The sequence below is a fragment of the Embleya sp. NPDC001921 genome (assembly GCF_053594475.1).
The window spans coordinates 112238-136415 of sequence record NZ_JBSFEO010000023.1 but is presented as its reverse complement, the minus strand read 5'-3'; the positions used below and the strand labels follow the sequence as shown (position 1 = coordinate 136415).

General features: G+C 72.4%; 23 protein-coding genes and 1 pseudogene. 5 read left to right on the top strand and 19 right to left on the bottom strand.

The genetic code is table 11. From position 1 onward, the window contains the following. Positions 1–101: 101 nt before the first annotated feature. From ACWCPW_RS26210 to hisD, 10 genes are all read right to left on the bottom strand, one after another. The gene (locus ACWCPW_RS26210; protein WP_449764032.1) at positions 102–1331 is read right to left on the bottom strand and encodes an MFS transporter; all 1230 of its coding nucleotides are present in this window, start codon (positions 1329–1331) and stop codon (positions 102–104) included. A gap of 97 nt (positions 1332–1428) precedes the next feature. Continuing rightward, positions 1429–1995 carry a helix-turn-helix domain-containing protein gene (locus ACWCPW_RS26205; protein WP_449764031.1) on the bottom strand — a complete coding sequence of 189 codons (567 nt, stop codon included), beginning with the start codon at positions 1993–1995 and terminating at the stop codon, positions 1429–1431. A 120-nt stretch (positions 1996–2115) separates the two neighbouring features. Further along, complete coding sequence (gene hisF, locus ACWCPW_RS26200) at positions 2116–2877, bottom strand: imidazole glycerol phosphate synthase subunit HisF (RefSeq protein WP_449764030.1); 762 nt, start codon at positions 2875–2877, stop codon at positions 2116–2118. Beyond that, positions 2874–3302, bottom strand: coding sequence for a RidA family protein (locus ACWCPW_RS26195; RefSeq protein WP_449764029.1), 429 nt, complete (start codon positions 3300–3302; stop codon positions 2874–2876). Before ACWCPW_RS26195 ends, hisF begins: the two co-directional genes overlap by 4 nt. Further along, on the bottom strand, positions 3299–4033 hold the full coding sequence (gene priA / locus ACWCPW_RS26190; protein ID WP_449764028.1) for a bifunctional 1-(5-phosphoribosyl)-5-((5-phosphoribosylamino)methylideneamino)imidazole-4-carboxamide isomerase/phosphoribosylanthranilate isomerase PriA: 735 nt from the start codon (positions 4031–4033) through the stop codon (positions 3299–3301). The genes ACWCPW_RS26195 and priA overlap by 4 nt, the downstream gene beginning before the upstream one ends. A gap of 89 nt (positions 4034–4122) precedes the next feature. Beyond that, positions 4123–4761, bottom strand: coding sequence for an imidazole glycerol phosphate synthase subunit HisH (gene hisH / locus ACWCPW_RS26185; protein WP_449764027.1), 639 nt, complete (start codon positions 4759–4761; stop codon positions 4123–4125). Between the two features lie 4 nt (positions 4762–4765). Then, positions 4766–4921 carry a hypothetical protein gene (locus ACWCPW_RS26180; RefSeq protein WP_395862810.1) on the bottom strand — a complete coding sequence of 52 codons (156 nt, stop codon included), beginning with the start codon at positions 4919–4921 and terminating at the stop codon, positions 4766–4768. After that, positions 4918–5514 carry an imidazoleglycerol-phosphate dehydratase HisB gene (gene hisB / locus ACWCPW_RS26175; RefSeq protein WP_406295720.1) on the bottom strand — a complete coding sequence of 199 codons (597 nt, stop codon included), beginning with the start codon at positions 5512–5514 and terminating at the stop codon, positions 4918–4920. The genes ACWCPW_RS26180 and hisB overlap by 4 nt, the downstream gene beginning before the upstream one ends. A 21-nt stretch (positions 5515–5535) precedes the next feature. After that, positions 5536–6633 (bottom strand): histidinol-phosphate transaminase, encoded by a 1098-nt coding sequence (locus tag ACWCPW_RS26170; protein ID WP_449764026.1) that lies wholly within the window; start codon positions 6631–6633, stop codon positions 5536–5538. After that, positions 6630–7985 (bottom strand): histidinol dehydrogenase, encoded by a 1356-nt coding sequence (gene hisD / locus ACWCPW_RS26165; protein WP_449764025.1) that lies wholly within the window; start codon positions 7983–7985, stop codon positions 6630–6632. Before hisD ends, ACWCPW_RS26170 begins: the two co-directional genes overlap by 4 nt. A 107-nt stretch (positions 7986–8092) precedes the next feature. Between hisD and ACWCPW_RS26160 the strand changes: the two genes are divergently transcribed. Genes ACWCPW_RS26160 through ybaK form a run of 3 tightly spaced genes read left to right on the top strand, consistent with a single transcriptional unit; the run spans position 8093 to position 10827 of the window. Continuing rightward, complete coding sequence (locus tag ACWCPW_RS26160; protein WP_449764024.1) at positions 8093–9583, top strand: oxidoreductase; 1491 nt, start codon at positions 8093–8095, stop codon at positions 9581–9583. Between the two features lie 39 nt (positions 9584–9622). Next, positions 9623–10309: an LON peptidase substrate-binding domain-containing protein gene (locus tag ACWCPW_RS26155; protein WP_449764023.1), complete on the top strand. Its 687-nt coding sequence runs from the start codon at positions 9623–9625 to the stop codon at positions 10307–10309. 20 nt (positions 10310–10329) lie between these two features. Then, positions 10330–10827, top strand: a complete 498-nt coding sequence (gene ybaK / locus ACWCPW_RS26150) for a Cys-tRNA(Pro) deacylase (protein ID WP_449764022.1) — start codon at positions 10330–10332, stop codon at positions 10825–10827. 70 nt (positions 10828–10897) lie between these two features. Here the strand turns inward: ybaK and ACWCPW_RS26145 are convergent, their stop codons facing one another. The 4 genes from ACWCPW_RS26145 to ACWCPW_RS26130 form a co-directional block, all read right to left on the bottom strand. After that, positions 10898–11665, bottom strand: coding sequence for a hypothetical protein (locus ACWCPW_RS26145; RefSeq protein WP_449764021.1), 768 nt, complete (start codon positions 11663–11665; stop codon positions 10898–10900). 87 nt (positions 11666–11752) lie between these two features. Then, positions 11753–12556, bottom strand: a complete 804-nt coding sequence (locus tag ACWCPW_RS26140) for an ABC transporter permease (RefSeq protein WP_449764020.1) — start codon at positions 12554–12556, stop codon at positions 11753–11755. A 14-nt stretch (positions 12557–12570) separates the two neighbouring features. Then, entirely contained in the window at positions 12571–13599 is a 1029-nt protein-coding gene (locus tag ACWCPW_RS26135; RefSeq protein ID WP_395862458.1) for an ABC transporter ATP-binding protein, read from the bottom strand. 87 nt (positions 13600–13686) lie between these two features. After that, positions 13687–14325, bottom strand: coding sequence for a hypothetical protein (locus tag ACWCPW_RS26130; protein WP_449764019.1), 639 nt, complete (start codon positions 14323–14325; stop codon positions 13687–13689). 159 nt (positions 14326–14484) lie between these two features. Between ACWCPW_RS26130 and ACWCPW_RS26125 the strand changes: the two genes are divergently transcribed. After that, positions 14485–15729, top strand: coding sequence for a mechanosensitive ion channel family protein (locus ACWCPW_RS26125; RefSeq protein ID WP_449764062.1), 1245 nt, complete (start codon positions 14485–14487; stop codon positions 15727–15729). On the opposite strand, the gene ACWCPW_RS26120 is transcribed toward ACWCPW_RS26125, so the two are convergent. The 5 genes and pseudogenes from ACWCPW_RS26120 to ACWCPW_RS26100 all read right to left on the bottom strand — a co-directional run bounded on the left by ACWCPW_RS26120 (position 15633) and on the right by ACWCPW_RS26100 (position 20330). Then, positions 15633–16232, bottom strand: a complete 600-nt coding sequence (locus tag ACWCPW_RS26120; RefSeq protein WP_449764018.1) for a dienelactone hydrolase family protein — start codon at positions 16230–16232, stop codon at positions 15633–15635. The two genes, ACWCPW_RS26125 and ACWCPW_RS26120, sit on opposite strands and share 97 nt — an antisense overlap. A 79-nt stretch (positions 16233–16311) precedes the next feature. After that, positions 16312–17901 carry a Na+/H+ antiporter gene (locus ACWCPW_RS26115; protein WP_449764017.1) on the bottom strand — a complete coding sequence of 530 codons (1590 nt, stop codon included), beginning with the start codon at positions 17899–17901 and terminating at the stop codon, positions 16312–16314. Between the two features lie 119 nt (positions 17902–18020). Then, positions 18021–18965 carry an RluA family pseudouridine synthase gene (locus tag ACWCPW_RS26110; RefSeq protein WP_449764016.1) on the bottom strand — a complete coding sequence of 315 codons (945 nt, stop codon included), beginning with the start codon at positions 18963–18965 and terminating at the stop codon, positions 18021–18023. 266 nt (positions 18966–19231) lie between these two features. Continuing rightward, positions 19232–19837: pseudogene (gene lspA, locus ACWCPW_RS26105) on the bottom strand (signal peptidase II); the annotation flags it as partial. A gap of 43 nt (positions 19838–19880) precedes the next feature. After that, a complete protein-coding gene (locus ACWCPW_RS26100; protein WP_395862449.1) occupies positions 19881–20330 on the bottom strand; it encodes a TraR/DksA family transcriptional regulator in 450 nt (149 codons plus the stop codon). Positions 20331–20958: 628 nt separating this feature from the next. On the opposite strand from ACWCPW_RS26100, the gene ileS reads away from it, so the two are divergent. Further along, complete coding sequence (gene ileS, locus ACWCPW_RS26095; RefSeq protein ID WP_449764015.1) at positions 20959–24108, top strand: isoleucine--tRNA ligase; 3150 nt, start codon at positions 20959–20961, stop codon at positions 24106–24108. The last annotated feature ends 70 nt before the right edge of the window (positions 24109–24178 follow it).

Here is a 24178-nt window from a genome sequence, read left to right as displayed (position 1 = left end):
GGCCCAACTACTTGACTCCGGGTCAGATGATCGTTGTGGGACCGGAATCCTTCCGTGACCCGATTTCGCGTCTGCCGGCCGGAGTCCGCGCCCGCGGCGGCTCACGGCCGGCGGCGAAACGCTCCGCTCGCGAGCGCCAGGAGCACCCCCAGGAGCATCGCGCCGCCGCCGGCGGCGAACACGACCGAGGGGCCGTGGGCCGACGCGAGCATGCCGCCGACCGGGTACAGCAGCGGGATCAGGCCGACCCCGAACAACATCTGGAGCGCGGTCACCCGACCGAGCGCGCCGGGCGCGCAGTTGGTCTGCACCAGGGCGTTCCCGGCGCCGCCGACCACGCCGGTGCCCAGGCCCAGCGCCGCCGCGCACGCCACGCCCGCGCCCAGCGAGGGCGCGTAGCCCAGGCCGACCAGGCTCGCGGCCATCACGACCATCCCCACCGGCAATACGAGCGCCGGGCGCGGCACCCGGCCCGCGACGGCAAGTGCCAGCGCGCCGATCGCCGCGCCGATCCCCCACGCACCCAGCACCATGCCCATCCCGCCCGGCCCCCAGCCCGCGTCGTCGGCGAGCAGCACGATGCCGATGTTCATCGGGATGGTGAAGCCCAGCTCCATCAGCGCGGTGACCGCCAACAGCGGCCCCAACACCCGATGCCGGACCACATACCGCAGGCCCGCGCGCAGGCCCGACTCCGGCTCCTCCTGCCCCGGTTCCGCCTCGGGCGCCGGTCCCGGGCGAAGCCGCCACAGCAGCGTCAGGGAGAGCGCGAACAACGCCGCGTTCAGCGTGAAGGCCGCCTCGGCGTCGCCCCAGGCCAGCGTCGCGCCGCCGATCGGCGCGGACACCACGGTGGCCACCCGCTGGGACAACGAGCGCATGCCCTGCACCCGGACCAGTTGCGTACGCGTGGTCAACCGCGCCGGCAGCGCGCCGACGGCGGGCATGAACACCGCGTCCACCGCGCCGAACAGCAGCGCGATCACCACCAGCAGCCCGATCCCGGGGCTGCCCGCGAGCACCGCGAGCGCGGCGGCCGGCATCACCGCGCAGCGCACCAGGTCGCTGCCGAGGAGCACCCGGCGCGGTCCGTAGCGGTCCGCGATCGCCCCGCCGGGCAACATCAGCAGTGCTCGGGGCAGCGACCCGGCGGCCAGCACCCACCCGGTCTGCGTCGCGTCGCCGCTGCGCACCGCCGTCCAGGACAGCGCCAGGAACCAGATCTGATCGCCGATCAGCGACGCGGTGTAGGCACCGAGCCAGGCCAGCACGCGCGGGTCGCGATGGGCGAGCCGCGGTGTCGCGCCGGCGGGTGTCCCGGTGATGGCCATGGTCGTCCCCGTTCCGGTGTGTGCGGTGTGTGCGGTGTGTGCGGCGCCGAGGGGGTGCGTCGCGGGCGGCGTCCGCGGCCTTTCGCCCGGCCCCGGCTCACAGCCGGTAGGGGAAGCCCCGGTAGTAGATCTCCACGTGCTCCGCGCCGGGTGACTCGCGGTCGCGGTAGCCGTCCACCAGGTCCTGGATGGCGCCCGCGAGTTCGCGCAGTTCGGCCGCGGTCAGCCGGAGCGTGGGGGCGCCGCTGAAGGCCGCGCCGGCCCACTCCGCCCCCCACACCTGCATCTCGTCCAGGAAGCGCCGGTAGCGGTCCTCGGACTGCGAGCCCAGCACCCGGGCGATGCTCGCGGACAGGTCCCGGCCGACCCGGTCCTCGGCGAAGTCGCCGAACGAGAAGGTGAGGTCCTCGACCACCTTCCACCAGCGCTCGCGCCCGTCCTCGGCGTGCTCGGGGTCCTCGACCACGAAGCCGTGCCCGGCCAGCGTGCGCACGTGGTAGCTGACCAGCGCCGGCGTCGCGTCCACCCGCTTGGCCAGCATCGACGCGGTGGCCGGACCGCCGGCGTGCAACATCCGCAGCAGGCTGATCCGCAGCGGGTGGGTGAACACCTTGAGGGTCTGTACGTCCTTGATCATCCGGCGCGCCGGCGGCTGCTCGCTCATGGGCCCATCGTAGATCCGAAGGAATCTTTTCGCAATGAATCTTTCGAAAGAATCCCTTCGCATCCGGTCACGAAAAAGCCGACCGCGCGTGCGGTCGGCTTCCTCGTGGCGTGCGCGCGCTCAGCGGACCCGGTGGCCCGTCGCCCGCAGCACGTCCTTGACCTGCGGAATCCGCAACAGGCCGAAGTGGAACACGCTCGCCGCGAGCACCGCGTCCGCGCCCGCGTCCACCGCCGGCGCGAAGTGCTCCAACGCGCCCGCGCCGCCGGAGGCGATCACCGGGATGCCCACCTCGGCCCGGACCAGCCGAGTCAGCTCCAGGTCGTAGCCGTCCTTGGTGCCGTCCGCGTCCATCGAGTTGAGCAGGATCTCGCCCGCGCCGAGTTCGGCCGCCTTCGCGGCCCACCCCACCGCGTCGATGCCGGTGCCGGTGCGCCCGCCGTGCGTGGTCACCTCGAAGCCCGGCGCACCGTCCCGGCGCCGCCGCGCGTCCACCGAGAGCACCAGCACCTGCGAACCGAACCGGTCCGCGATCTCGGCGATCAGCTCGGGCCGTTGGATGGCCGCGGTGTTCACGCCCACCTTGTCCGCGCCCGCCCGCAGCAGCTTGTCCACGTCCTCGACCGCGCGCACCCCGCCGCCGACGGTGAGCGGGATGAACACCTGCTCGGCGGTGCGCCGGACCACGTCGTACGTGGTCTCCCGGTTGCCCGAGGACGCGGTGATGTCGAGGAAGACCAGTTCGTCCGCGCCCTCGGCGTCGTACACCCGGGCCATCTCGACCGGGTCGCCCGCGTCCCGCAGGTTTTGGAAGTTGACGCCCTTGACCACCCGGCCGGCGTCCACGTCCAGACACGGGATCACCCGTACGGCCAACGTCACGAGGCCCTCCCCCGGTACGCGTCCACCTCGACCTCGACCAGCATCCGCGAGTCGATCAGCCCGGCCACCACGACCATCGTCGCGGCGGGCCGGGTCTCGCCGAACAGCTCGCCGTGCGCGCGGCCCACGTCGTCCGAGTCGCGGGCGTGGGTGATGAACATCCGGGTGCGCACCACGTCCGCGGCGCCGAGCCCGAAGTGCGCCAGCGCGTCCAGCGCGATCGCGAACGCCGCGAGCGTCTGGTGATGCGGGTCGCCCTCGTGCGCGAGGTTGCCCTCGACGACCGCGGTGCAGCCCGACACGTGCACGTAGTCGCCGACCGCGACGGCGCGCGAGTACCCGAAGGCCTCCTCCCACCGCCCGCCGGACGAATACCGCCCGATATTGCCCGAGTTGCCACTGCCCAAATTGTCACTGCCCGTCACCGGGACACCGCCTCCAACGCCTCTTCGAGGGTGAACGCCTGGGCGTACAGCGCCTTGCCGACGATCGAGCCTTCCACACCCAGCGGCACCAGTTCGGCGATGGCGCGCAGATCCGCCAGCGAGGACACCCCGCCCGAGGCCACCACCGGGCGGTCCGTGGCCGCGCACACGTCCGCCAGCAGTTGCAGGTTCGGGCCGGTCAGGGTGCCGTCCTTGTTCACGTCGGTGACCACGTAGCGCGCGCAGCCGTCCGCGTCCAGGCGGGCCAGCGTCTCGAACAGCTCGCCGCCCTCGCGGGTCCAGCCGCGACCGGCCAGCGTGGTGCCGCGCACGTCCAGGCCGACCGCGATCCGGTCCCCGTGCCGGGCGATCGCCGAGCGCACCCAGTCCGGCGTCTCCAGCGCGGCGGTGCCCAGGTTGACCCGCCGGCAGCCGGTGGACAGCGCCGCCTCCAGCGACGCGTCGTCGCGGATACCGCCGGACAGCTCGACCTTGACGTCGAGCCGGCCGACCACGTCGGCGAGCAGCTCGCGGTTGCTCCCCTTGCCGAACGCGGCGTCCAGGTCGACCAGGTGGATCCACTCGGCGCCGGCGCTCTGCCAGGCCAGGGCGGCGGTCAACGGGTCACCGTAGGAGGTCTCCGACCCGGCCTCGCCCTTGACCAGGCGGACGGCCTGGCCGTCGGCGACGTCGACGGCGGGCAGCAGTTCGAGGCGGTGGGTCTGGGTCATGACGGTGGGGATCCTCAACAGTTCGTACGGACGATGCGTTCAGGGGCGCGGCGCGAACACGGCACGGCGGGGACTGCGAAAGAGCGGGCCTACAGGGTCGCGAGCCAGTTGCGCAGCAGTTGCGCGCCGGCCTCGCCGGACTTCTCCGGGTGGAATTGGGTGGCACTGAGCGCACCGTTCTCGACGGCGGCCACGAACGGCGTGCCGTGCGTGCTCCAGGTGACGTCCGGCGGGATGTGCGGGCCGTCCTGGACCACCGGCATCTCCCACGTGCGCACCGCGTAGGAGTGCACGAAGTAGTACCGCGTGTCCGGCGCGGCGTCGCGGAACAGCACGCTGTCCGCGGGTGCCTCGACGGTGTTCCAGCCCATGTGCGGCACCACGGGGGCGGCGAGGCGCTCGACCGTGCCGGGCCACTGCGCGCAGCCCTCGGTGGCCACGCCGTGTTCGACGCCGCGCGCGAACAGGATCTGCATCCCGACGCAGATGCCCAGCACCGGCCGGCCGCCGGCGAGTCGCTTGTCCACGATGGTGTCGCCGCGGACCGACTTGAGGCCCTCCATACACGCGGCGAACGCGCCCACGCCGGGCACGAGCAGTCCGTCGGCGTTCAGCGCCGCCTTGTGGTCGGCGCTGATCTCCACGTCGGCGCCCGCGTGCGCGAGCGCCCGCTCGGCCGAACGCACGTTCCCGAAGCCGTAGTCCAGGACGATGACCTTCTTGGGCACGCGTCTATCCGATCTTCAGGACGCCGGCCACGATCGAGAAGAACGCGCCGACGGCGAGCAGGGCGATCACACTCTTGGGCAGGCCCTGCTTGACGAAGGAGATGCATCCGCCGACCAGGAACAGCCCGAAGACGATCAAAACCATCGCGCCGGTGCTCACAGCGCGCCCTTGGTGGAGGGGATCACGCCGGCCCGGCGCGGGTCGAGCACGCACGCGTCGGACAGCGCCCGGGCCAGCGCCTTGAACTGCGCCTCGACGATGTGGTGCGCGTTGCGCCCGTACGGCACGTGCACGTGCAGGCAGATCTGCGCCTGTGCGACGAACGACTCCAGGATGTGCCGGGTCAGCGTGGTGTCGTAGTCCGGGCCGATCATCGGCGCGATGTTCTCCGGCTCCGAGTGCACCAGGTACGGCCGGCCGGAGAGGTCCACGGTGACCTGCGCGAGCGCCTCGTCCAGCGGCACCGACGCGTCGGCGAACCGGCGGATGCCCTTCTTGTCGCCCAGTGCCTGGCGGAACGCGGCGCCGAGCGCGAGCGCGGTGTCCTCGATCGTGTGGTGCGCGTCGATGTGCAGGTCGCCGCGGGTCTTGACGGTCAGGTCGAACAGGCCGTGCTTGCCGAGCTGATCGAGCATGTGGTCGAAGAAGCCGACGCCGGTCGCGACGTCGACCTTCCCCGACCCGTCCAGATCGATCCCGACCTCGACGGAGGTTTCCTTGGTGGCGCGTTCGACGCGACCGATTCTTGCCATGGCGGTGATTCCGACTCTCTCTCAGTCCTTCAGGACGCGGCGCATCGCGTCCAGGAAGGCCGTGTTCTCGGCGTCCGTGCCGGCGGTCACGCGCAGCATGCCGGGGACTCCGTTGTCGCGGACCAGGACCCCGTGTTCGAGGATCCGCGCCCAGACCGCGTGCGGGTCCTCGAACCGGCCGAACTGGACGAAGTTGGCGTCCGAGTCGGTCACCTCGCAGCCCAGCGCGCGCAGTTCCGCGACCAGCCGGTCGCGCTGCTCCTTGAGCTCGCGGACATAGCCCAGCAGCGTGTCCTCGAACTCCAGGCAGGCCAGCGCGGTGGCCTGGTTGACCGCCGAGAGGTGGTACGGCAGCCGGACGAGCTGGACCGCGTCCACCACGGCGGCGTCCGCCGCGAGGTAGCCCAGTCGCAGGCCGGCCGCGCCGAACGCCTTGGACATGGTCCGGGTCACCACCAGGTGCGGCCGGCCCGCCAACAGCGGCAGCAGCGACTCGGTGTGCGCGAACTCGACGTACGCCTCGTCCACGATCACCAGCGAGGGCCGGGCGGCCTGCGCGGCGTCGTACACCTTCTCGACCACCTCGCCGGCCAGCGCGGTGCCGGTCGGGTTGTTCGGCGAACACAGGAACACCACGTTCGGGCGGTGTTCGGCGATCCGCGCCAGCGCGTGCTCCAGGTCGATCCGGTAGTCCGCGTCGCGCGCGCCGGAGATCCACCCGGTGCCGGTGCCGCGCGCGATCAGCGCGTGCATCGAGTAGGACGGGTCGAAGCCCAGCGCGGTGCGACCGGGGCCGCCGAAGGCCTGGAGCAGTTGCTGGAGCACCTCGTTGGAGCCGTTGGCCGCCCACACCTGGGCGGGGCTCAGCGGGTGCCCGCCGGTCCGGGTCAGGTAGGCCGCGAGCGCGGTGCGCAGCTCGACCGCGTCCCGATCCGGGTAGCGGTTCAGGTCGCGCGCTGCGACCGCGACCCGCTCGGCGATCCGGGCCACCAGCGCGTCCGACAGCGGATACGGGTTCTCGTTCGTGTTGAGCCGGACCGCGACGTCCAACTGCGGGGCGCCGTACGGCGACTGTCCGCGCAGTTCGTCCCGGATCGGCAGGCTGTCCAGGTCGGTCACCGGCCCTCCTCCCACGCGGCGAGACCGGCCACCTCGCCGGCCGCGAACCGGGCCCGCACCGCCGCACCGTGCGCGGGCAGGTCCTCGGCGTCGGCGAGCACGCTCACGTGCTCGGCGACGTCGGCCAGCGCCGCGCGCGAGTAGTCCACGACGTGGATGCCGCGCAGGAAGGACTGCACCGACAGGCCCGAGGAGTGGCACGCGCAGCCGCCGGTGGGCAGCACGTGGTTGGACCCGGCGCAGTAGTCGCCGAGCGAGACCGGCGCGAACGCGCCGACGAAGATCGCCCCCGCGTTGTGCACCCGGGCCGCGACGCCGGCCGCGTCCGCGGTCTGGATCTCCAGGTGCTCGGCGCCGTACGCGTCCACCACCCGCAGGCCGTCGTCCACCGAGTCGACCAGCACGATGCCGGACTGCCGACCGGCCAGCGCCTCGGTGACCCGCTCGCGGTGCCTGGTGGCGTCCACCCGCACCTTGAGCTCCTCGACCACCGCGTCGGCCAGCGACTCGGAGTCGGTGACCAGGATCGACGCGGCCAGCGTGTCGTGCTCGGCCTGGCTGATCAGGTCGGCCGCGACGTGCCCGGCGTCCGCCGTGTCGTCGGCGAGCACGGCGATCTCGGTCGGACCGGCCTCCGCGTCGATCCCGATCCGGCCCTTGAGCAGCCGCTTGGCGGCGGCGACGTAGATGTTGCCGGGGCCGGTGACCAAACGCACCGGCGCGCACGAGCCCGCGCCGTAGGCGAACATCGCGACCGCCTGGGCACCGCCGACCGCGTACACCTCGTCCACCCCGAGCAGCGCGCACGCGGCCAGGATGGTGGGGTGCGGCAGACCGCCGAAGTCGGCCTGCGGCGGCGAGGCGACCGCCATGGAGGCGACGCCGGCCTCCTGCGCGGGCACCACGTTCATGATCACCGACGACGGGTAGACGGCGTTGCCGCCCGGCACGTACAGCCCGACCCGCTCGACCGGGACCCACCGCTCGGTGACCGTGCCGCCGGGCACCACCTGCACGGTGGCGTCCCGCCGGCGCTGCTCGCGGTGCACGATCCGGGCCCGGCGGATGGACTCCTCCAGGGCCGCGCGCACCTTGGGCGCGAGCGTCTCCAGCGCCGAGGCGATCGCCTCGGCGGGCACCCGGATGTCGCTCAGCCGCACACCGTCGAAACGCTCGGTGATCTCCACCAGCGCCTCGACGCCGCGATGACGCACGTCCTCGCAGATCGGGCGCACCTTCTCCAGGGCCGCCTCGACGTCGAGGTCGGCTCGGGGCAACACGTCGCGCAGTGCGGCGGGGCTGTCCAGGACAGCCCGCGAGGCGGGACCGCGCAGGTCGATACGGGAGATCACCTGCCCCAGTGTAGAGACGGTGCCGAATCGAACGTCCCGGCGTGTCGGACAGTGAGACACGCGATCATGGGGGCACTCAGCAGCCTTCCAGTGTCGGGGGACCACGGATGAGCACACCGCCAGGGAATCTGACCGCGACCGAGGCGCGCGTATGGGAGGCGTACCGGCACGGCGAGCGGCTGGATCTGGGCACGGGCGTACCGGCCGACGACGACCCGCGGGCCGGCGCGACGTGGGGCGCGGACCGCACCGTCCGGGCCCGGGTGCTCGCCCGGCTGCTGCTCCAGCCGCCGGACGCCGAGCCCGGTCACACCGCGGCGCTGCGGCTGAGCGGGGCCCGGATCGTGGGCGCGCTGGAGTTGGGCGGTGCGCGCCTGGACGTGTACGTCTCCCTGATCGACTGCCGGGTCGAGGAGGAGATCGTGCTGAACGTCGCCTCGACCCGCACGATCAACCTGCGCAACTGCGTGCTCGCCGCGCTGGCCGGGCGCAACATGCGGGTGGACGGCGACCTGTCGCTGCGCTCCTGCGAGGTGGCGGGCGGCCTGCGGATACTGGACGCGCGGGTGGACAACGACCTGCGGATCGACGACTGCGTGATCGGGCCGGATGGGCACGGCGGCGCGCTGCACGGCAACGGCCTCCAGGTCGGCGCGGACGCGTCGATGGACAACACGGTCTTCACCGGCCAGGTGAGCCTGTACGGCGGTCGCTTCGGGGGCCGGGTGACGCTGTACGGCTCGACCGTCGAGCGCCCGGGCGAGTTGGCGATGGATCTCGGGCGGATCAGGGTGGAGCACTCGCTGCACCTGAGCGTGGGGTTCGCGGTGCGCGGTTCGGTCCGGATGAACGACGCGCGCCTGGGCGGCGGCATCGTGCTCAGCCGGGCGGTGGTGTGCGCCGACCCGGGCGAGCTGTTGACCATGTGGCGGGTGGCCGCGGAGGGCCTGCACATGGCCCTCGCGCAACCGCCGCGCGGGCGGATCGTGCTGGCCAACGCGACCTTCGGCACGCTGACCGACGCGCCGAACACCTGGCCGGCGCCGGGGGACCTGGACCTGTCCGGGACGCGGTACTCGGTGCTGCGGGCCGAGCGGCCGATGACCGTGGAACAGCGGGTGGACTGGGTCGAGCGCGGCACCCCGGAGTACACCCCGCAGCCCTACGACCAGCTCGCCGGCGCGTACCGGGCGGCGGGCGAGGACGAGCGGGCGCGGACCGTGCTGCTGGCCAAGCAGCGCCGGCGGCGCGCCGGACTGGGCCCGGCGGGCCGGTGGTGGGGCCACGTGCAGGACGTCGCGATCGGCTACGGCTACCGGCCGGCGCGCGCCTTCGGCTGGCTGATCGCGCTGATCGCGGTCGGCACGGCGGTCTTCGCGGCCGACCGGCCCGCACCGCTCAAGCCGGACGAGGCGCCGCACTGGAACCCGTTCTGGTACACCCTGGACCTGCTCCTGCCGGTGGTCACCCTGGGTCAGGACGCCGCGTGGAAGCCGACCGGCGCCGGACAGTGGCTCGCGTACACGCTCATCCTGCTCGGTTGGGTGCTCGCCGGGGCCGCCGCGGCGGGCGCCACACGGGTGCTCAATCGCGCCTGAGATCAATGATCGACGCGGTCCGGCGGTCAGGCCCTACTCTTGGTCACCGTGACCGACCGGCTTCCGCTCTTCCCGCTCAACTCGGTGCTCTATCCGGGTCTGGTGCTGCCCCTGCACATCTTCGAGGAGCGGTACCGCACGCTGGTCCGGGACCTGGAGGTGCTGCCCCAGGCGGAGCAGCGCTTCGGGGTGGTCGCGCTGCGTACCGGGCGCGAGGTGGGCGACATCCAGGGCGATCCGCTGGAGGTCCTGCACCCGGTGGGCTGTACGGCGGAGATCGCCACGATCAAGACGCACGAGGACGGCCGCTACGACCTGGTGGCCACCGGGGCGACCCGGTTCCGGCTGGTGTCCGTGGACGACTCGGGTCCGTACCTGTACGCCGAGGTGGAGTACCTGGAGGACCCGGTCGGCGAGCGGGCCGACGTGCTCGGTCTGGCCGCGACCCGGGCGTTCGCCGAGTACCAGCGTCGGTTGCTCTCGGCCCAGCAGCGCACCCCGATGAGCCTGCCGGAGTTGCCCGACGACCCGGTGGTGCTGTCCTACCTGGTGGCCGCCGCGGTGGTGCTCGACCCGCACGACAAGCAGCGGCTCCTGGAGGCCGAGGACGCGACCACCCGGCTGACCGCCGAGGTGGAACTGCTGCGTCGGGAGGCGGCGCTGCTGGACCGGCTGCCGTCGTTGCCGGCGGTCGAGTTGTTGCGGCAGAGCATCGAACCCAACTGACCGATCGAGGGGTCGCCGACATGGCGAAGGGCAGGACCAAGGGCGGACAGGGCACGCCGGCGACGGTGGCGCTGACCCGCGAGGGCGTCGCGTTCACGGTGCACGCGTACGAGCACGACCCGGACGCGGCGTCCTACGGCGAGGAGGCCGCGTCCGTGCTCGGTGTCCCGGCCGAGCGGGTGTTCAAGACGCTGTTGGCGGACGTGGACGGCGCGCTGACGGTCGCGGTGGTCCCGGTGGCGGGCCGGCTCGATCTCAAGGCCCTCGCGGCGGCGGTCGGCGGCAAACGCGCGGCGATGGCGGACCCCGCCGCGGCCGAACGGGCCACCGGATACGTGCTGGGCGGCATCAGCCCCCTGGGCCAAAAGCGCCGCCACCCCACCGTCCTGGACGACTCCGCCCTCACCCTGCCCACGATCTACGTATCCGCCGGCCGCCGCGGCCTGGAAATCGAACTCGCCCCCACCGACCTGATCCGCCTCACCACCGCGATCACCGCGAGCGTGGGCCGAACCTGACCGGCGGCCTCGGACACCCGCCGGGCTGTTGCGCTCGAGCGGGCCGCGGGCCGGCCGACCCCGACCGGCCTCAATCCGCGTCCGAGTCCCGCTTGGTCAGGTCCACCGACGGCGCAGCCGGCTGCTGCGGCGGCGGCTGTTGCTGCGGTTGCTGTTGCTGCGGTTGCTGTTGCGGTTGCTGTTGCTGTTGCTCCCAAGGAAAACCCTGGCCTCCCGGTCGAGCGGGCGGCCACCCGTACGGACCCGCCACCGGTTCCTCCCGATCCGCCGGCGCGAACCCCGCGGACAACCCCAGAAAGATCACCATCGACGCGATCGGCCACAGCAGCAGCACGCCCTTGGCCTTGAGATCCAGCGGCTGGTCGAACCGCTTGCCCAGCCCGATCCGCCGCACCTGCTCCATGATCCCGTCCGGACCCAGCCGCACGCCGACCTTGAACGCCAGATAGGACCCGGCCAGCCCGCCGACGGTCAGCGCGAGCGCGGTGGCCACGCCCTGCCGGCGAAAGCGCCAGAACGCGAGCGGCGCCAGCACGATGCCCGCGATCACGCCGCACACCGCGAACCAGCCGTCCAGCGCGATCGAGGTCTCGGTCTCGGGTGAGGTCTGGAAGACCCCCTCCTGCGTCGCGAGCAGCGGTACACGCGGTGTGATCTGCTCCCAGATCAGGCCCACGATCGCACCCACGACCAGGCACGCCGCGACCACGACGGCGAACGCCACCGCGTCGGCGCGGTGGCGCCGCCACAACGTGGGGGGCGCCTCGGGCCCGGGCGCGAAGCCCACGTGCGCGCCCTCGGGCGAGGGGTAGGGGGCGAAATCCCCGGCAGACGTCATCTGGTCAGCGTCCCATGTGCGGATCGAGCCGGCGGGACGATCCCGCGCGGCGGTGTGTCTGGTGGTCGGGGCGAGGAGGCCGGGGCGCTACGCGCGGGTACTGCGCCGGAAGGACCACGTGGCCAACGAGAGCATCACCACGCCGACCGCCGCGCACACCGCGAGGTTGCCCGCCACCGCCGCCCAGTCCGGGTCGCCGTAACTGGCGATGAACGCGTCCACGCCGTAGGAGGACGGCAGCACATCGCGGGCCAGCGCAATCACGTCCGGCATCCGGTCCTCGGGCAGCACGCCGAGCAGGAGCGCGGCGGACATGCCCAGTTGGCCGAGCAGCGTGGCCAGTTCGGGACGCGGCGCGAGCAGGCCGAGCACCGCGCCGATGCCCGCCAGCGCCGCGCCGGACAGCGGCACGACCAGGAGCAGCACCCACAGGTTGGCCAGCGGCAGTTGGAACATCAGCGCGCCGATGACGGCGGTGGCCACGGTGCCGGGCAGCGTGAAGGACGCGTACGCGGCGGCGATGCCCAGCACCACCGCGGCGGGGCGTACCGGCAGGGTCAGGTAGTAGTCGAGCGCGTTGGCCGCGCGCAGGTTGCCGAAGTGCTGGGCGAGCAGGTTGAGCGCGACGAAGGCGACCACGAGCACGCTGGAGCCGGCCACCACCGCCTGGCGCGCGCTGTCGCTGCCGGTGTCCACCACGCCGCGCATCAGGATCATGATGCCGACCGACTGGAACACCGCGACGAACAGCAGCGGGACCCGGGAGACCCGCACCCGGGACAACTGCGCGCGGTAGACGGTCAGCAGCCCCGCGCCGAGCGACGTGGCCGGGGCGGGTACCACCGCCTCGGCCGGATTCGCCGGCACGGCCTCGATGCTCGCTGCACTCACCGGTGTCGACACTCTCATCCCTTGACCAGTCCCTGGTGGCGCCCGCCGAGCGCGAGGTAGACGTCCTCCAGGCTCGGCGTGGACAGCGTGAAGTCGTCGAGCGCCTCGAACGCGGGCCCGGAGGTGACGCCGGCGAGCAGTTCGCGGGCCACCCCCGGTTCCATCCGGGTGCTCCAGCGCCGGCCGGTGCGCACCGCGGTCTGCGCGAGCATGCTCACCGCCGGGTCGTCCATCGGCGGGTCGGCCCGCCAGACCAGGTCGAGCCGGACCTCGTCGCCGACCATGGCCTTGAGTCCGCCGGGCGTGTCGCACGCGATCACCCGACCCTCGTCGAGCACCGCGACCCGGTCCAGCACGGTCTCCGCCTCGATCACGTTGTGCGTCACCAGGAGCACCGTGGCGCCCTGTTCGGCCCGGCGGCGATCCACCGCGGCCCACACCGCGCGGCGCGCGACCGGGTCCATGCCGGTGGTCGGCTCGTCCAGGACCAGCACCGGGCGGGCGCCGACCAGCGCGGTGGCGACGCAGGCGAGTCGGCGCTGGCCGCCGGAGAGCTTCTTGAGCGGTCGGTCCGCGATCGCGCCCAGGTCGAGTTCCTCGAGCACCGCGTCCCGCTCGGCCCGGGCCCGCGCGGCGTCCAGGGCGCGCAGCCGCGCGGTGGTCTCGATGGCGAGCGCGACGGTCAACTCGTCCAGCGCGCCGGACTCCTGACCGAGGTAGGCGACCAGCCGGGCGGCGATCTCGGGACGGCGCACCAGGTCGTGGCCGAGCAGGTCGATCGTGCCGGTGTCCGGTCGGAGCAGGCCGGTGAGTTGGCGGACCAGGGTGGACTTGCCCGCGCCGTTGGGGCCGAGCAGGCCGAAGATCTCGCCGCGGCGCACGTCCAGGTCGATCGCGTCGTTCGCGGTCAGCACGTGCCGGCTCTTGCGACGCCCGGTGCGATATGTCCTGGTCAGCCCGCGCACCGTGAAGCACGGTTCGGCCCTCGCGCGCTCGCCGGGGATGGTCACGCTCCGCTCGTCCGTTCCGGGCAGCTTGTACATCCGACCCCGCGCGTCGTCCTGAAGGTGGTGGAGATGGCGTGCGACCCGCGTCGAGTGCGCGGCCGGGTGACACACGACGAGACGACTCTACGCGGTCCCCTCGCCCGCCCGGCCGCCCGCCTCCTTGGCGAGCAGCACCCGGGCCCGCTGCCACTGCTCGCGCGGGATCACCGCACGCCAGTCGATCGCCGCGAACGCGGCCTCGCGCTCCGGGTCCAGGCGGCGGCCGACCCGGGCGGCCGCCACCTTGAGCAGCGCGAGCGGCCGGCTGGGCAGGCCCACCCGTTCGGCCTCCCGTTTGAGGTTGGGCCACCACACCGTCGCCGCGTCGGTCATCTCGTTCTCCGCCGCACCCAGGCGGTGGAAGGCGGCGAGCCGGCCGATCCCGCGCGCGATCACCCACTGCACCAGCGCGGCGAGGCCGAACAGCACCAGCAGCACGATCCCCGCCGGCGGGAACAGGAACAGCAGCGGCAGGCCCGTCACGAGCAGCAGGTACTTGAGCAGGAACACGAACTCCAGCCGGCCCAGCACCACCTTGCCCGCCAGATAGCGGATCAGCAGCGCGGCCTGTCGCGGGGTCAATCGGGTGTCCACATTCGGGTCGAACGCGGTCGCACCACCGGCGGCGGAACGTTCCGCCGCCGCCCGGGACGCGCCGCGAAAGCGTTGTCCGCGCCGCACCGCGCCGAATCCGGCCTTGCCGATCCTGGTCCACTTGGACATCGCGGGTCCTCCGTACGGTCCACTGCCTGACCCGCACGTTAGCGCCCCGCGCGGGCTGCGGTGGCCGGTGCGCGCGTGGCGGACGCGTGGGTGAGCCCGGCTCGCTCGGGTACCGTACGGGTTTGACCACAAGCCCCCTAGGAGGCTCTCGACGTGGACGTGTGGCACATACTTCGCCCCTTGATCGTGCTCGTCTCGGTGATCGCCTTCACGGGTCTGGTGACCTGGGGAATGGCTCGCCTGGCCCGCGAAGTACAGACCCGCAAGCCGCTGACAGGACCCCTCTGGTCGATGATGCGGCGCGGCCGCGCGTCGATCGTGGCGACGCTCGGCACCTCGGTCCTGCTGCTCGCCGAACCCGCGGCGGGCCTGCCCGACAAGAGTCGCGGGATGATCCGGCACATCCTGGTCCTCACCGTGATAGCCGCGTGCGCGTGGCTGATCGTGCACGCGGTCACCCTGCTGGTGAACACCTCGTTCGAGCGCTACGCGGCGAACGCGACGGACACCGGCCGGGTACGCCGGATCCAGACCCAGATCGCGTTGATCCGCCGGACCGCCGTGGCGATCGTGGGCATCATCACCTTCGCGGCGATGATCATGACCTTCCCGGGCATGAAGACCATCGGCACCAGCCTGCTGGCCTCCGCAGGTCTGCTCGGCGTGGTGGCCGGTCTGGCCGCGCAGAGCGCGCTGGCCAACCTGTTCGCGGGACTGCAGATCGCCTTCAGCGACATGGTCCGGATCGGCGACTCGGTCGTGGTCAACCAGGAGATGGGCACGATCGAGGAGATCACCCTGACCTACCTGGTGGTGAACACGTGGGACCAGCGCCGGATCGTCATGCCGGTCTCCTACTTCACCTCCCGGCCGTTCGAGAACTGGTCGCGCACCGACATCCGGATGACCGGCACCGTCTTCCTGCACCTGGACCACTCCGCGCCGGTCGCCGAGCTGCGCGAGGAACTGCACCGCATCCTCAAGGACACCGGTCTGTGGGACGGCCAGGGCTGGAGCCTGTACGTCACCGACACCACGCCGACCACGATCCTGGTCCGCGCCGTGGTGACCGCGCGCGACTCCGACGACCTGTGGACGCTGCGCTGCGAGGTGCGCGAGAAGCTGCTCGACTACCTGCGCTGCGAGCACCCGTACGCTTTGCCCCGGATCGCCACCGCGCCCGCGCCGCTGGGCAACGAGGCGGTCGGCCCGTACAGCGGCAACGGGCGCTTCGCCAAGGTCCAGCCGGCCGTGCAGGTGCCCGCGCAGACCGGTCCGCGCAAGTACGTGGACCTGGCCAAGAAGCCTCAGTCGCCGGCCGCCGCGGCGGCCGCGGCGGAGTCGATCTCGCTGAGGAAGTCCGAGGCGATCGCCCAGGCGCGCGAGGCGGCCTCGCGGTCGTAGTCCGGCAGGTCCGGATCGGTGAACAGGTGGCCGGCGCCGCGGTAGCGGTGGATCTCCACGTCCGCGCCGGCCCGGCGCATGCCCAGGTACCACGTGCCGAGCCAGTCCTCGGTCTCGAACGGGTCCGGCTCGGCCACGTGCAACTGCACGGGAACCTCGGTCGCGGCGTCCTCGCGCAGGTCGGAGGTGCCGTGGAACATCAGCAGCCCGGCCGCCGAGGAGTCCGCGAACGCGGCGTTCTGGGCGATCGAGGCGCCGAGCGAGAAGCCCGCGTAGACCAGCCCGGGACCGAGCCCGGCGGCCACCTTCACGGCACGGCGGATCAACTCGTCCGCGCCGATCTCGTCCTTGATCTCCATGCCCTCCTCGACCGACTCGGTGCGGCGCCCGTCGTACAGGTCGGGCACGGTCACCTCGTGCCCGTCCGCGCGCAGCCGCTCGGCCGCGGCGTGTACGGCGGGGCGCAGCCCGTAGGCCGAGTGGAACAGCACGATGCGGGCCACGTGGGGGTCCTTCCGAGGACGGGATGCGGGGAACGATCGCACAACAAAGGGTCAACGGTACCGGGCACCGGCGCCGGGTTCAGCGCATGCTGCGCAGGTCCAGGCGGCGCAGCACCCGGTCGGCGGCGGCCGGGTCCACTCCGCGCCGGCCCCGGGCCGCGATCACCTCGCGGCGCGCGGCGGCGGTCATCTCCGCCTCGACATCGTGCAGCAGCTTGATCCGCCGGGAGCGTTCGACGACCGCGTCGGCCAACTCCTCGGTCCCGCCCTCCGGACTCAGCTCGGCGAGCATCGCCCGCTGCCGGGCGCGCAGCCGCTGCACCATCTCGTCCGGGAGGTCGCGCTCCTCGTCCAGCTCGCGCAACCGGCTCAGCGCCGCTTTGGTCGCGGCGGCCACGATGGCGCGTTCCTCGCGGCCCTCCGCCTCGTCCTCCTGCGAGACCCCGAGCCGGCGCACCAGCCAGGGCAGGCTGACCCCCTGGAGCAGCAGGGTCACCACGATCACGCAGAAGGCGATCGCGATCAGCCGCTGCCGCTCGGGGAACGCCTCGTCGGCGTCGGTGGTCAGCGGCAGCGCGAGGGCCAGCGCGATGGTCACCACGCCGCGCATGCCGGCCCACCACACCACGACGGTCTCGCGCGGGTCCGGGGTCTGCGTCTCGCCGCTGGTCGGCAGCCGGTTGTGCAGCCGTCGGGCCAGCGCCGCGACCGGGAACAGCCACAGGCCGCGGACCACAATCAGGACCAGGACCACCGCGCCGGCCTCCCAGAACAGCCGGACCCGGTCGCCGCGCAGGTCGTGGAAGATCTCCCACATCTCCAGGCCGATCACGCCGAACGCGACGCCGGTGACCACCAGGTCGACGACCTCCCAGAACGAGCGCCCGGTGAGCCGGCCGACCACGTTGTCCGCGTCCTCGGCGACCGAGCCCAGGTAGAACGCGGTGGTCAGGACCGCGAGCACGCCGGAGCCGTGCAGTTCGTCGGCGACCACGTAGGCCAGGAACGGCACCAGCAGGGTGAGCAGGGTCTGCAGGGTGGGCTCGTCGAGCCGGCCGAGCAGCAGCCGACCGGCCAGGCCGACCGCGAAGCCGATCCCGACGCCGACCACCGCGGACAGCGCGAACATCCCCACCGCCTCGGCCGGCGAGAACGTGCCGCCGACCACGGCCGCGACCGCGACCTGGTAGAGCACGAGCGAGGTGACGTCGTTGAAGAGCCCCTCGCCCTCCAGGATGGACACCAGGCGCCGGGGCAGCCGCAGGCTCCCGGCCACCGCCGTGGCGGCCACCGGGTCCGGCGGGGCGACCAGCGCGCCCAGCGCGACCGCGGCCGCGAACGGCAGTCCCGGCACCATCGCGTTCGCCACCGCCGCCACCGCGGCCGTGGTGACCAGGACGAGCGCGACCGCGAGCAGCAGGATCGGGCGGGCGTTGGCGGCGAACTCGCGCCAACTGGAGCGCTGCGCCGCCGCGTAGAGCAGCGGCGGCAGCAACAGCGGCAACAGCAGGTCGGGATCGATCCGCAGGGTCGGCACGAACGGCAGCCAGCCCAGCAGCACGCCGTACAGGGTGAGCAGTACCGGGAAGGGCAGCCGCAATCGCCCCGCGAGCGGCACGACCACGACCGTGCCGAACATCAACAGGAACAGCAGTGTGAGCTGACCCACTCCGCCCCCAGACCGATCGACCGCGATTCGATCTTGGAGCGTTCCCCGAATCCGCGCCGATGCACCGATCCGCGGGCATCGGTGTCACGGGGAGTCGGCGGGGGGACGCGGGGGGAGGGTCAGCGGTCGGTGACCCGCTCCAGGGTCGCGGTCAGGTCGGCGGGGTAGCCGCTCTCGTACCGCACCCACGTGCCGTCGCCGGGGTGCTCGAAGGCCAGGCTCACCGCGTGCAGCCACTGCCGCTCCAGGCCCAGCCGCTTGGACAGCGTCGGGTCCGCGCCGTAGGTCAGGTCGCCCACGCACGGGTGCCGCAGCGCCGCCATGTGCACCCGGATCTGGTGGGTGCGGCCGGTCTCCAGCTTGATCGACAGCAGGCTCGCGGCGCGGAACGCCTCGATCGTGTCGTAGTGCGTGACGCTGGGCTTGCCGCCCATCACCACGGCCCACTTGTAGTCGTGGGTCGGGTGCCGGTCGATCGGCGCGTCGATGGTGCCGGTGTGCGGGTCCGGGTGGCCCTGGACCAGCGCGTGGTAGCGCTTGTCCACGGTGCGGTCGCGGAACTGCTGCTTGAGCAGCGTGTAGGCGCGCTCGGACTTGGCGACCACCATCAGGCCGGAGGTGCCCACGTCCAGGCGGTGTACGACGCCCTGGCGCTCGGCCGCGCCGGACGTGGAGATCCGGTAGCCGGCCGCGGCGAGGCCGCCGACCACGGTGGTGCCGGTCCAGCCGGGGCTGGGGTGCGCGGCGACGCCGATCGGCTTGTCGATCACCACGATGTGGTCGTCGTCGTGCACGATCCGCATGCCGGGCACGGGTTCGGCGACGAGCTGCACGGGCCTGGGCGCCCCGGGCATCTCGACCTCGATCCAGGCCCCGCCGTTCACGCGGTCGGACTTCCCCGCCGCCCGGCCGTCGAGCTGTACCTTCCCGGCGGCGGCCAGCTCGGCCGCCTTGGTGCGCGAGAAGCCGAACATCCGCGAGAGCGCGGCATCGACCCGCTCGCCTTCGAGGCCATCGGGAACGGGAAGAGTGCGGATTTCGGGCGAGCCGGGATTGACAGTCACGAGATACGAGTATGCCCGGCATCCGGGCCGGACTCGACGGCGTGGTCGGCGCCGGCCGGGTCGACGGGCCGCGCGGACTTCGCCTCGGCCGGCTCGACGACGGCCCTGGTGGCACCGGACGGCGCGGCGGCGGCGCCCCGACTCGCGCCGTTCACACTCTCGGCCGACGCGTCGGTCCCGCGCTCGGTCGCGGCCTCGGTCTCGGCCGCGGCGTCGTCCTCGCCCGCCGCTCCGTCCGCCGCTTCCTCCCCCGCCTCGTCCCTCTCGTCGCCCTCCCGGGTGCCGTCCGGCTGCAGGCCCAGGAAGGACAGCAGCACGATCAGGCAGCCGCCGACCACGATCGCCGAGTCGGCCAGGTTGAAGATCGCGAAGTGCTTGGGCGCGATGAAGTCCACGACGTGGCCCTCGAACACGCTGGGCGCCCGGAAGATCCGGTCGGTGAGGTTGCCGAACGCGCCGCCGAGCAGCAGGCCGAGCGCGATCGCCCAGGGGAGGCTGTTCAGCTTGCGCGCGAGCCGCAGGATCACCACGACCACGGCGCCGGCGATCACCGTCAACACGATGGTCAGGCCCTGACCCATGCCGAACGCCGCGCCCGCGTTGCGGGTGGCCCGGAACTGGAGCCAGTCGCCGAAGATGTCGATCGGCGCGTGGTACTCGAGCTTCGCCACCACGATCAGCTTGGTGATCAGGTCCAGGGCGTACGCGAAGCTCGCCACGCCGAGCAGGACGAGGATGTATCGACGGGTGCGCGAACCGGCGGGCGCGGTCGGCTCCTCGCCGCCCGCCCCGCTCTCGGTCGCCCCGGTGTCCGGCTCCTTCGCGAGGGCCTGCGACTCCGCGTCATCCCGTCGTTCCGCTCCGGTGCCGATGGCTCGCTCCAGTCCTTCGGCGCGCCGCCGGCCGCGTGGGCGGTTACCGGCGTTCTTCGCGCTGTTTGCAGGTCACACACAGGGTCGCACGCGGGAACGCCTGCAGGCGTGCCTTGCCGATGGCCGAACCACACGACTCGCAGGCCCCGTACGTGCCGTCGGCCAGGCGGCGCAACGCCTTCTCCGACTGGAGCAGCATGCCACGCGCGTTGTTGGTCAGGGACATCTCGTGCTCGCGCTCGAAGTTCTTGGTCCCGGTGTCCGCCTGATCGTCGCCCGCGCCCTCGCCCGAGTCTCGCAACAGATCGGCGATGCCGTTCTCGGAGACCGCGATCTCGGCCCGAAGCTCGTGCGCGGTCTCGATCAGCCCCTCGCGCACCTCGCGCAGTTCCGCGTGCTCCCACGGGTCCTCGCCGGGTCGCACCACGTAGACCGTCGGTTCATGGAACCCGTCGGGCGGCGTCGCCAGCGTGGTCGTGGCCGTTGCAGTCACGTGTGCAGGTGCCTTCACGGTGCGTCCCGTTCCTCCCCGTACCGAGGCTCGCGGCGTCGCCGTCGTGGTCGCACGACGCGTCCGCCCGCCAGTCGCCTTCTCTGTATCCGTCATGGTCACGGCCCCCTCGTTTCGCTTAGGGATGGGTCGCCCCGGACAACCGGACGCGCCGTCCCGTCACTGATTGCGCCGGGGCGGCGACGTAAATCGGTTGTGCCCAGACGCAACCACGCTTATCCCTCTTCTACGTGTCCCGTTCGTTACCGGTTCCCGAGCGGATCGTTATGCACCTGGGGGCGGGTGAAGTCGGAGGCACGAGGACCCGTTCGGGTCGTACAATCCGCAGAGCGAGACGGTGTCGATGGGGACGAGTAGCGCCGCACGCAGCCATCAGCGATCCGGGGACGGTGTGAGCCCGGGGGTGTGCGCGACGTGAAGATCACCCCGGAGCTGTCGGAGGAAAGGTCGATGCGATCCCGGATCGGCCCGTAGAACCGGCCCTCGCACACACGAGTGGGTTGTGCCCGCCCTCGCGGCGCGCGGCCAAGAAGGGTGGTACCGCGGGACCGGCGCACGGCGGTCTCGTCCCTTCGGTAGGCACGTATCACAGCCCGCGGAAGGAAGCCACATGTACCGCCCGGTACCGGCGCAGGTCGACCTGCCCGCCATGGAGCACGAGGTCCTCGCGTTCTGGCGGGACAACGACATCTTCGAGCGCTCCCTCGAACAGAACGCCGACGGCCCGCGCTGGGTCTTCTACGAGGGCCCGCCGACGGCCAACGGCATGCCGGGCGCGCACCACATCGAGGCGCGCGTGTTCAAGGACGTGTTCCCGCGCTACCGCACCATGCGCGGCTACAACGTGCCGCGCAAGGCCGGGTGGGACTGCCACGGCCTGCCGGTCGAACTGGCCGTGGAGAAGCAGCTCGGCTTCTCCGGCAAGCCGGACATCGAGCGGTACGGGATCGCCGAGTTCAACGCGAAGTGCCGCGAGTCGGTGATGACCCACGTGGACGCCTTCGAGGACCTGACCACCCGGATGGGCTACTGGGTCGACCTGTCCAAGGCGTATCGGACGATGGATCCCGAGTACGTCGAGTCCATCTGGTGGTCGCTCAAGCAGATCTTCGACAAGGGCCTGCTGACCCAGGACTACCGGGTCGCGCCGTGGTGTCCGCGCTGCGGCACCGGGCTGTCCGACCACGAGCTCGCCCAGGGCTACGAGACGGTCGTGGACCCCTCGGTCTACGTACGCTTCCCGCTCACCTCCGGGCCGCTGGCCGGGCAGGCCGCGCTGCTGGTGTGGACCACCACGCCGTGGACGCTGGTGTCCAACACCGCCGCCGCGGTGCACCCGGACGTGACCTACGTGGTGGCCACCGACGGCGAGGAGCGCCTGGTGGTCGCCGAGCCGCTGGTGGCGAAGGCGCTCGGCGAGGGTTGGGTGGCCACCGGCGAGCGCTTCACCGGCCGGGAGATGGAACGCTGGGCCTACCGGCGTCCGTTCGACCTGCTGCCGCTGGAGGACGCGAACTTCGTCGTGCTCGCCGACTACGTCACCACCGAGGACGGCTCGGGTGTCGTGCACCAGGCGCCCGCCTTCGGCGAGGACGACCTCAGGACCTGCCGGGCGTACGGCCTGCCGGTGGTCAACCCGGTCCGCCCGGACGGCACCTTCGAGCCGGACCTGCCGCTGGTGGGCGGGCAGTTCTTCAAGAAGGCCGACGAGGCGCTGGTCGCCGACCTGCGCGAGCGCGGGCTGCTGTTCCGGCACCTGGAGTACGAACACAGCTACCCGCACTGCTGGCGCTGCCACACCGCGCTGCTGTACTACGCGCAGCCGTCCTGGTACATCCGCACCACCGCGGTCAAGGACGCGCTGCTGCGCGAGAACGAGCGCACCAACTGGCACCCGGACACGGTCAAGTGGGGCCGCTACGGCGACTGGTTGAACAACAACATCGACTGGGCGCTGTCCCGGAACCGCTACTGGGGCACGCCGCTGCCGATCTGGCGGTGCGACGAGGATCACCTCACCTGCGTCGGCTCACTGGGCGAACTATCCGAATTGACCGGGCGCGACCTGTCCGGCCTGGACCCGCACCGGCCGTTCATCGACGAGGTGGTCTTCGACTGCCGGGCCAAGGGCGGCGACGGCGCGACGTGCGGCGGGCGGGCCGTCCGGGTGCCCGAGGTGATCGACGCCTGGTACGACTCGGGCTCGATGCCGTTCGCCCAGTTCGGCTACCCGTACCGCAACCGCGAGTTGTTCGAGCAGTCCTACCCGGCGCAGTTCATCTCCGAGGCGATCGACCAGACCCGCGGCTGGTTCTACACGCTGATGGCGGTCGGCACGCTCGTGTTCGACAGGTCCTCCTACGAGAACGTCGCGTGCCTGGGGCACATCCTGGCCGAGGACGGCCGGAAGATGTCCAAGCACCTGGGCAACACGCTCGAACCGATCCCGCTGATGGACCGGCACGGCGCGGACGCGGTGCGCTGGTTCATGGCCGCCGGCGGCTCGCCCTGGTCGGCCCGCCGGGTCGGGCACGGCGCCATCCAGGAGGTGGTCCGCAAGACGCTGCTGACCTACTGGAACACGGTCAGCTTCCAGGCCCTGTACGCGCGCACCGGCGGCTGGACGCCGAGCGCGAGCGACCCGGCCCCGGCCGAGCGCCCGTTGCTGGACCGATGGTTGCTCTCCGAGCTGAACACCCTCGTGGGCGACGTGGACGCGGCCCTGGAGGCCTACGACACGCAGCGCGCGGGCAAGGCGCTCACCGCGTTCGTGGACGACCTGTCGAACTGGTACGTGCGCCGGTCCCGGCGGCGGTTCTGGAACGCGGAACCGGCCGCCCTGGCCACGCTGCACGAGGCGCTGGAGACGGTCACCCGCCTGATGGCGCCGCTGGTGCCGTTCATCACCGAGCGGGTCTGGCAGGACGTGGTGCGTCCGGTCACCGCGGACGCGCCCGAGTCGGTGCACATGGCCGCGTGGCCGACGGCGGATCCGGCGCTGGTGCACCCGGAGTTGGGCCGGCAGATGACGCTGGTACGCCGACTGGTCGAGTTGGGCCGGGCCACCCGCGCGGACTCCGGCGTCAAGACCCGGCAGCCGCTGGGCCGCGCGCTGATCGGCGCGGCGGGCTGGGAGGAGTTGTCCGGGGAGCTGCGCGAGCAGATCGCCGAGGAGCTCAACGTGGTGTCCGTCGCGGCGCTGTCCGAGGCGGGCGGCGACCTGGTCGAGTACAGCGCCAAGGGCAACTTCCGCGCGCTGGGCAAGCGGTTCGCCAAGCGCACCCCGGTGGTGGCCGCGGCGATCGCCGCCGCCGACGCCGGGACGCTGGCCGCGGCGCTGCGCGCGTCCGGCAGCGCCGTCGTCGTGGTCGAGGGCGAGGAGGTCGAGGTGGTGGCCGAGGAGGTCATCGTCACCGAGACCCCGCGCGAGGGCTGGACGGTGGCCGGCCAGGACGGCGCCACCGTCGCGCTCGACCTGACCATCACGCCCGAACTGCGGCTCGCGGGCCTGGCCCGCGACGTGGTCCGGCTGATCCAGGAGGCGCGCAAGAACAGCGGCCTGGAGGTGTCCGACCGGATCCTGGTGTGGTGGGCCGCGGACGAGTCGGAGGAGACCACGTCGGCGCTGCTCGCGCACGGCGTCCAGGTCGCCGACGAGGTGCTGGCGACGCAGTTCACCCAGGGCTCGCCGGAGGACGAGGAGTTGTTCGAGCACGGCGACCCCGCGCTCGGCCTGCGGTTCTGGCTGCGCAAGGTGTGAACCGACGGGCGGGGCGGCCCCGGTCGCCCCGCCCGAACACCATCTCGCCCGAACCGTCCGGAGTCACCCG

Coding starts and splice junctions, on each gene's coding strand:
- ACWCPW_RS26160 (WP_449764024.1), top strand. CDS start 8,093: ATGAGCACACCGCCAGGGAATCTGACCGCGACCGAGGCGCGCGTATGG.
- ACWCPW_RS26145 (WP_449764021.1), bottom strand. CDS start 11,665: ATGACGTCTGCCGGGGATTTCGCCCCCTACCCCTCGCCCGAGGGCGCG.
- ybaK (WP_449764022.1), top strand. CDS start 10,330: ATGGCGAAGGGCAGGACCAAGGGCGGACAGGGCACGCCGGCGACGGTG.
- ACWCPW_RS26205 (WP_449764031.1), bottom strand. CDS start 1,995: ATGAGCGAGCAGCCGCCGGCGCGCCGGATGATCAAGGACGTACAGACC.
- priA (WP_449764028.1), bottom strand. CDS start 4,033: ATGACCCAGACCCACCGCCTCGAACTGCTGCCCGCCGTCGACGTCGCC.
- ileS (WP_449764015.1), top strand. CDS start 20,959: ATGTACCGCCCGGTACCGGCGCAGGTCGACCTGCCCGCCATGGAGCAC.
- ACWCPW_RS26135 (WP_395862458.1), bottom strand. CDS start 13,599: ATGTACAAGCTGCCCGGAACGGACGAGCGGAGCGTGACCATCCCCGGC.
- hisB (WP_406295720.1), bottom strand. CDS start 5,514: ATGGCAAGAATCGGTCGCGTCGAACGCGCCACCAAGGAAACCTCCGTC.
- ACWCPW_RS26210 (WP_449764032.1), bottom strand. CDS start 1,331: ATGGCCATCACCGGGACACCCGCCGGCGCGACACCGCGGCTCGCCCAT.
- ACWCPW_RS26130 (WP_449764019.1), bottom strand. CDS start 14,325: ATGTCCAAGTGGACCAGGATCGGCAAGGCCGGATTCGGCGCGGTGCGG.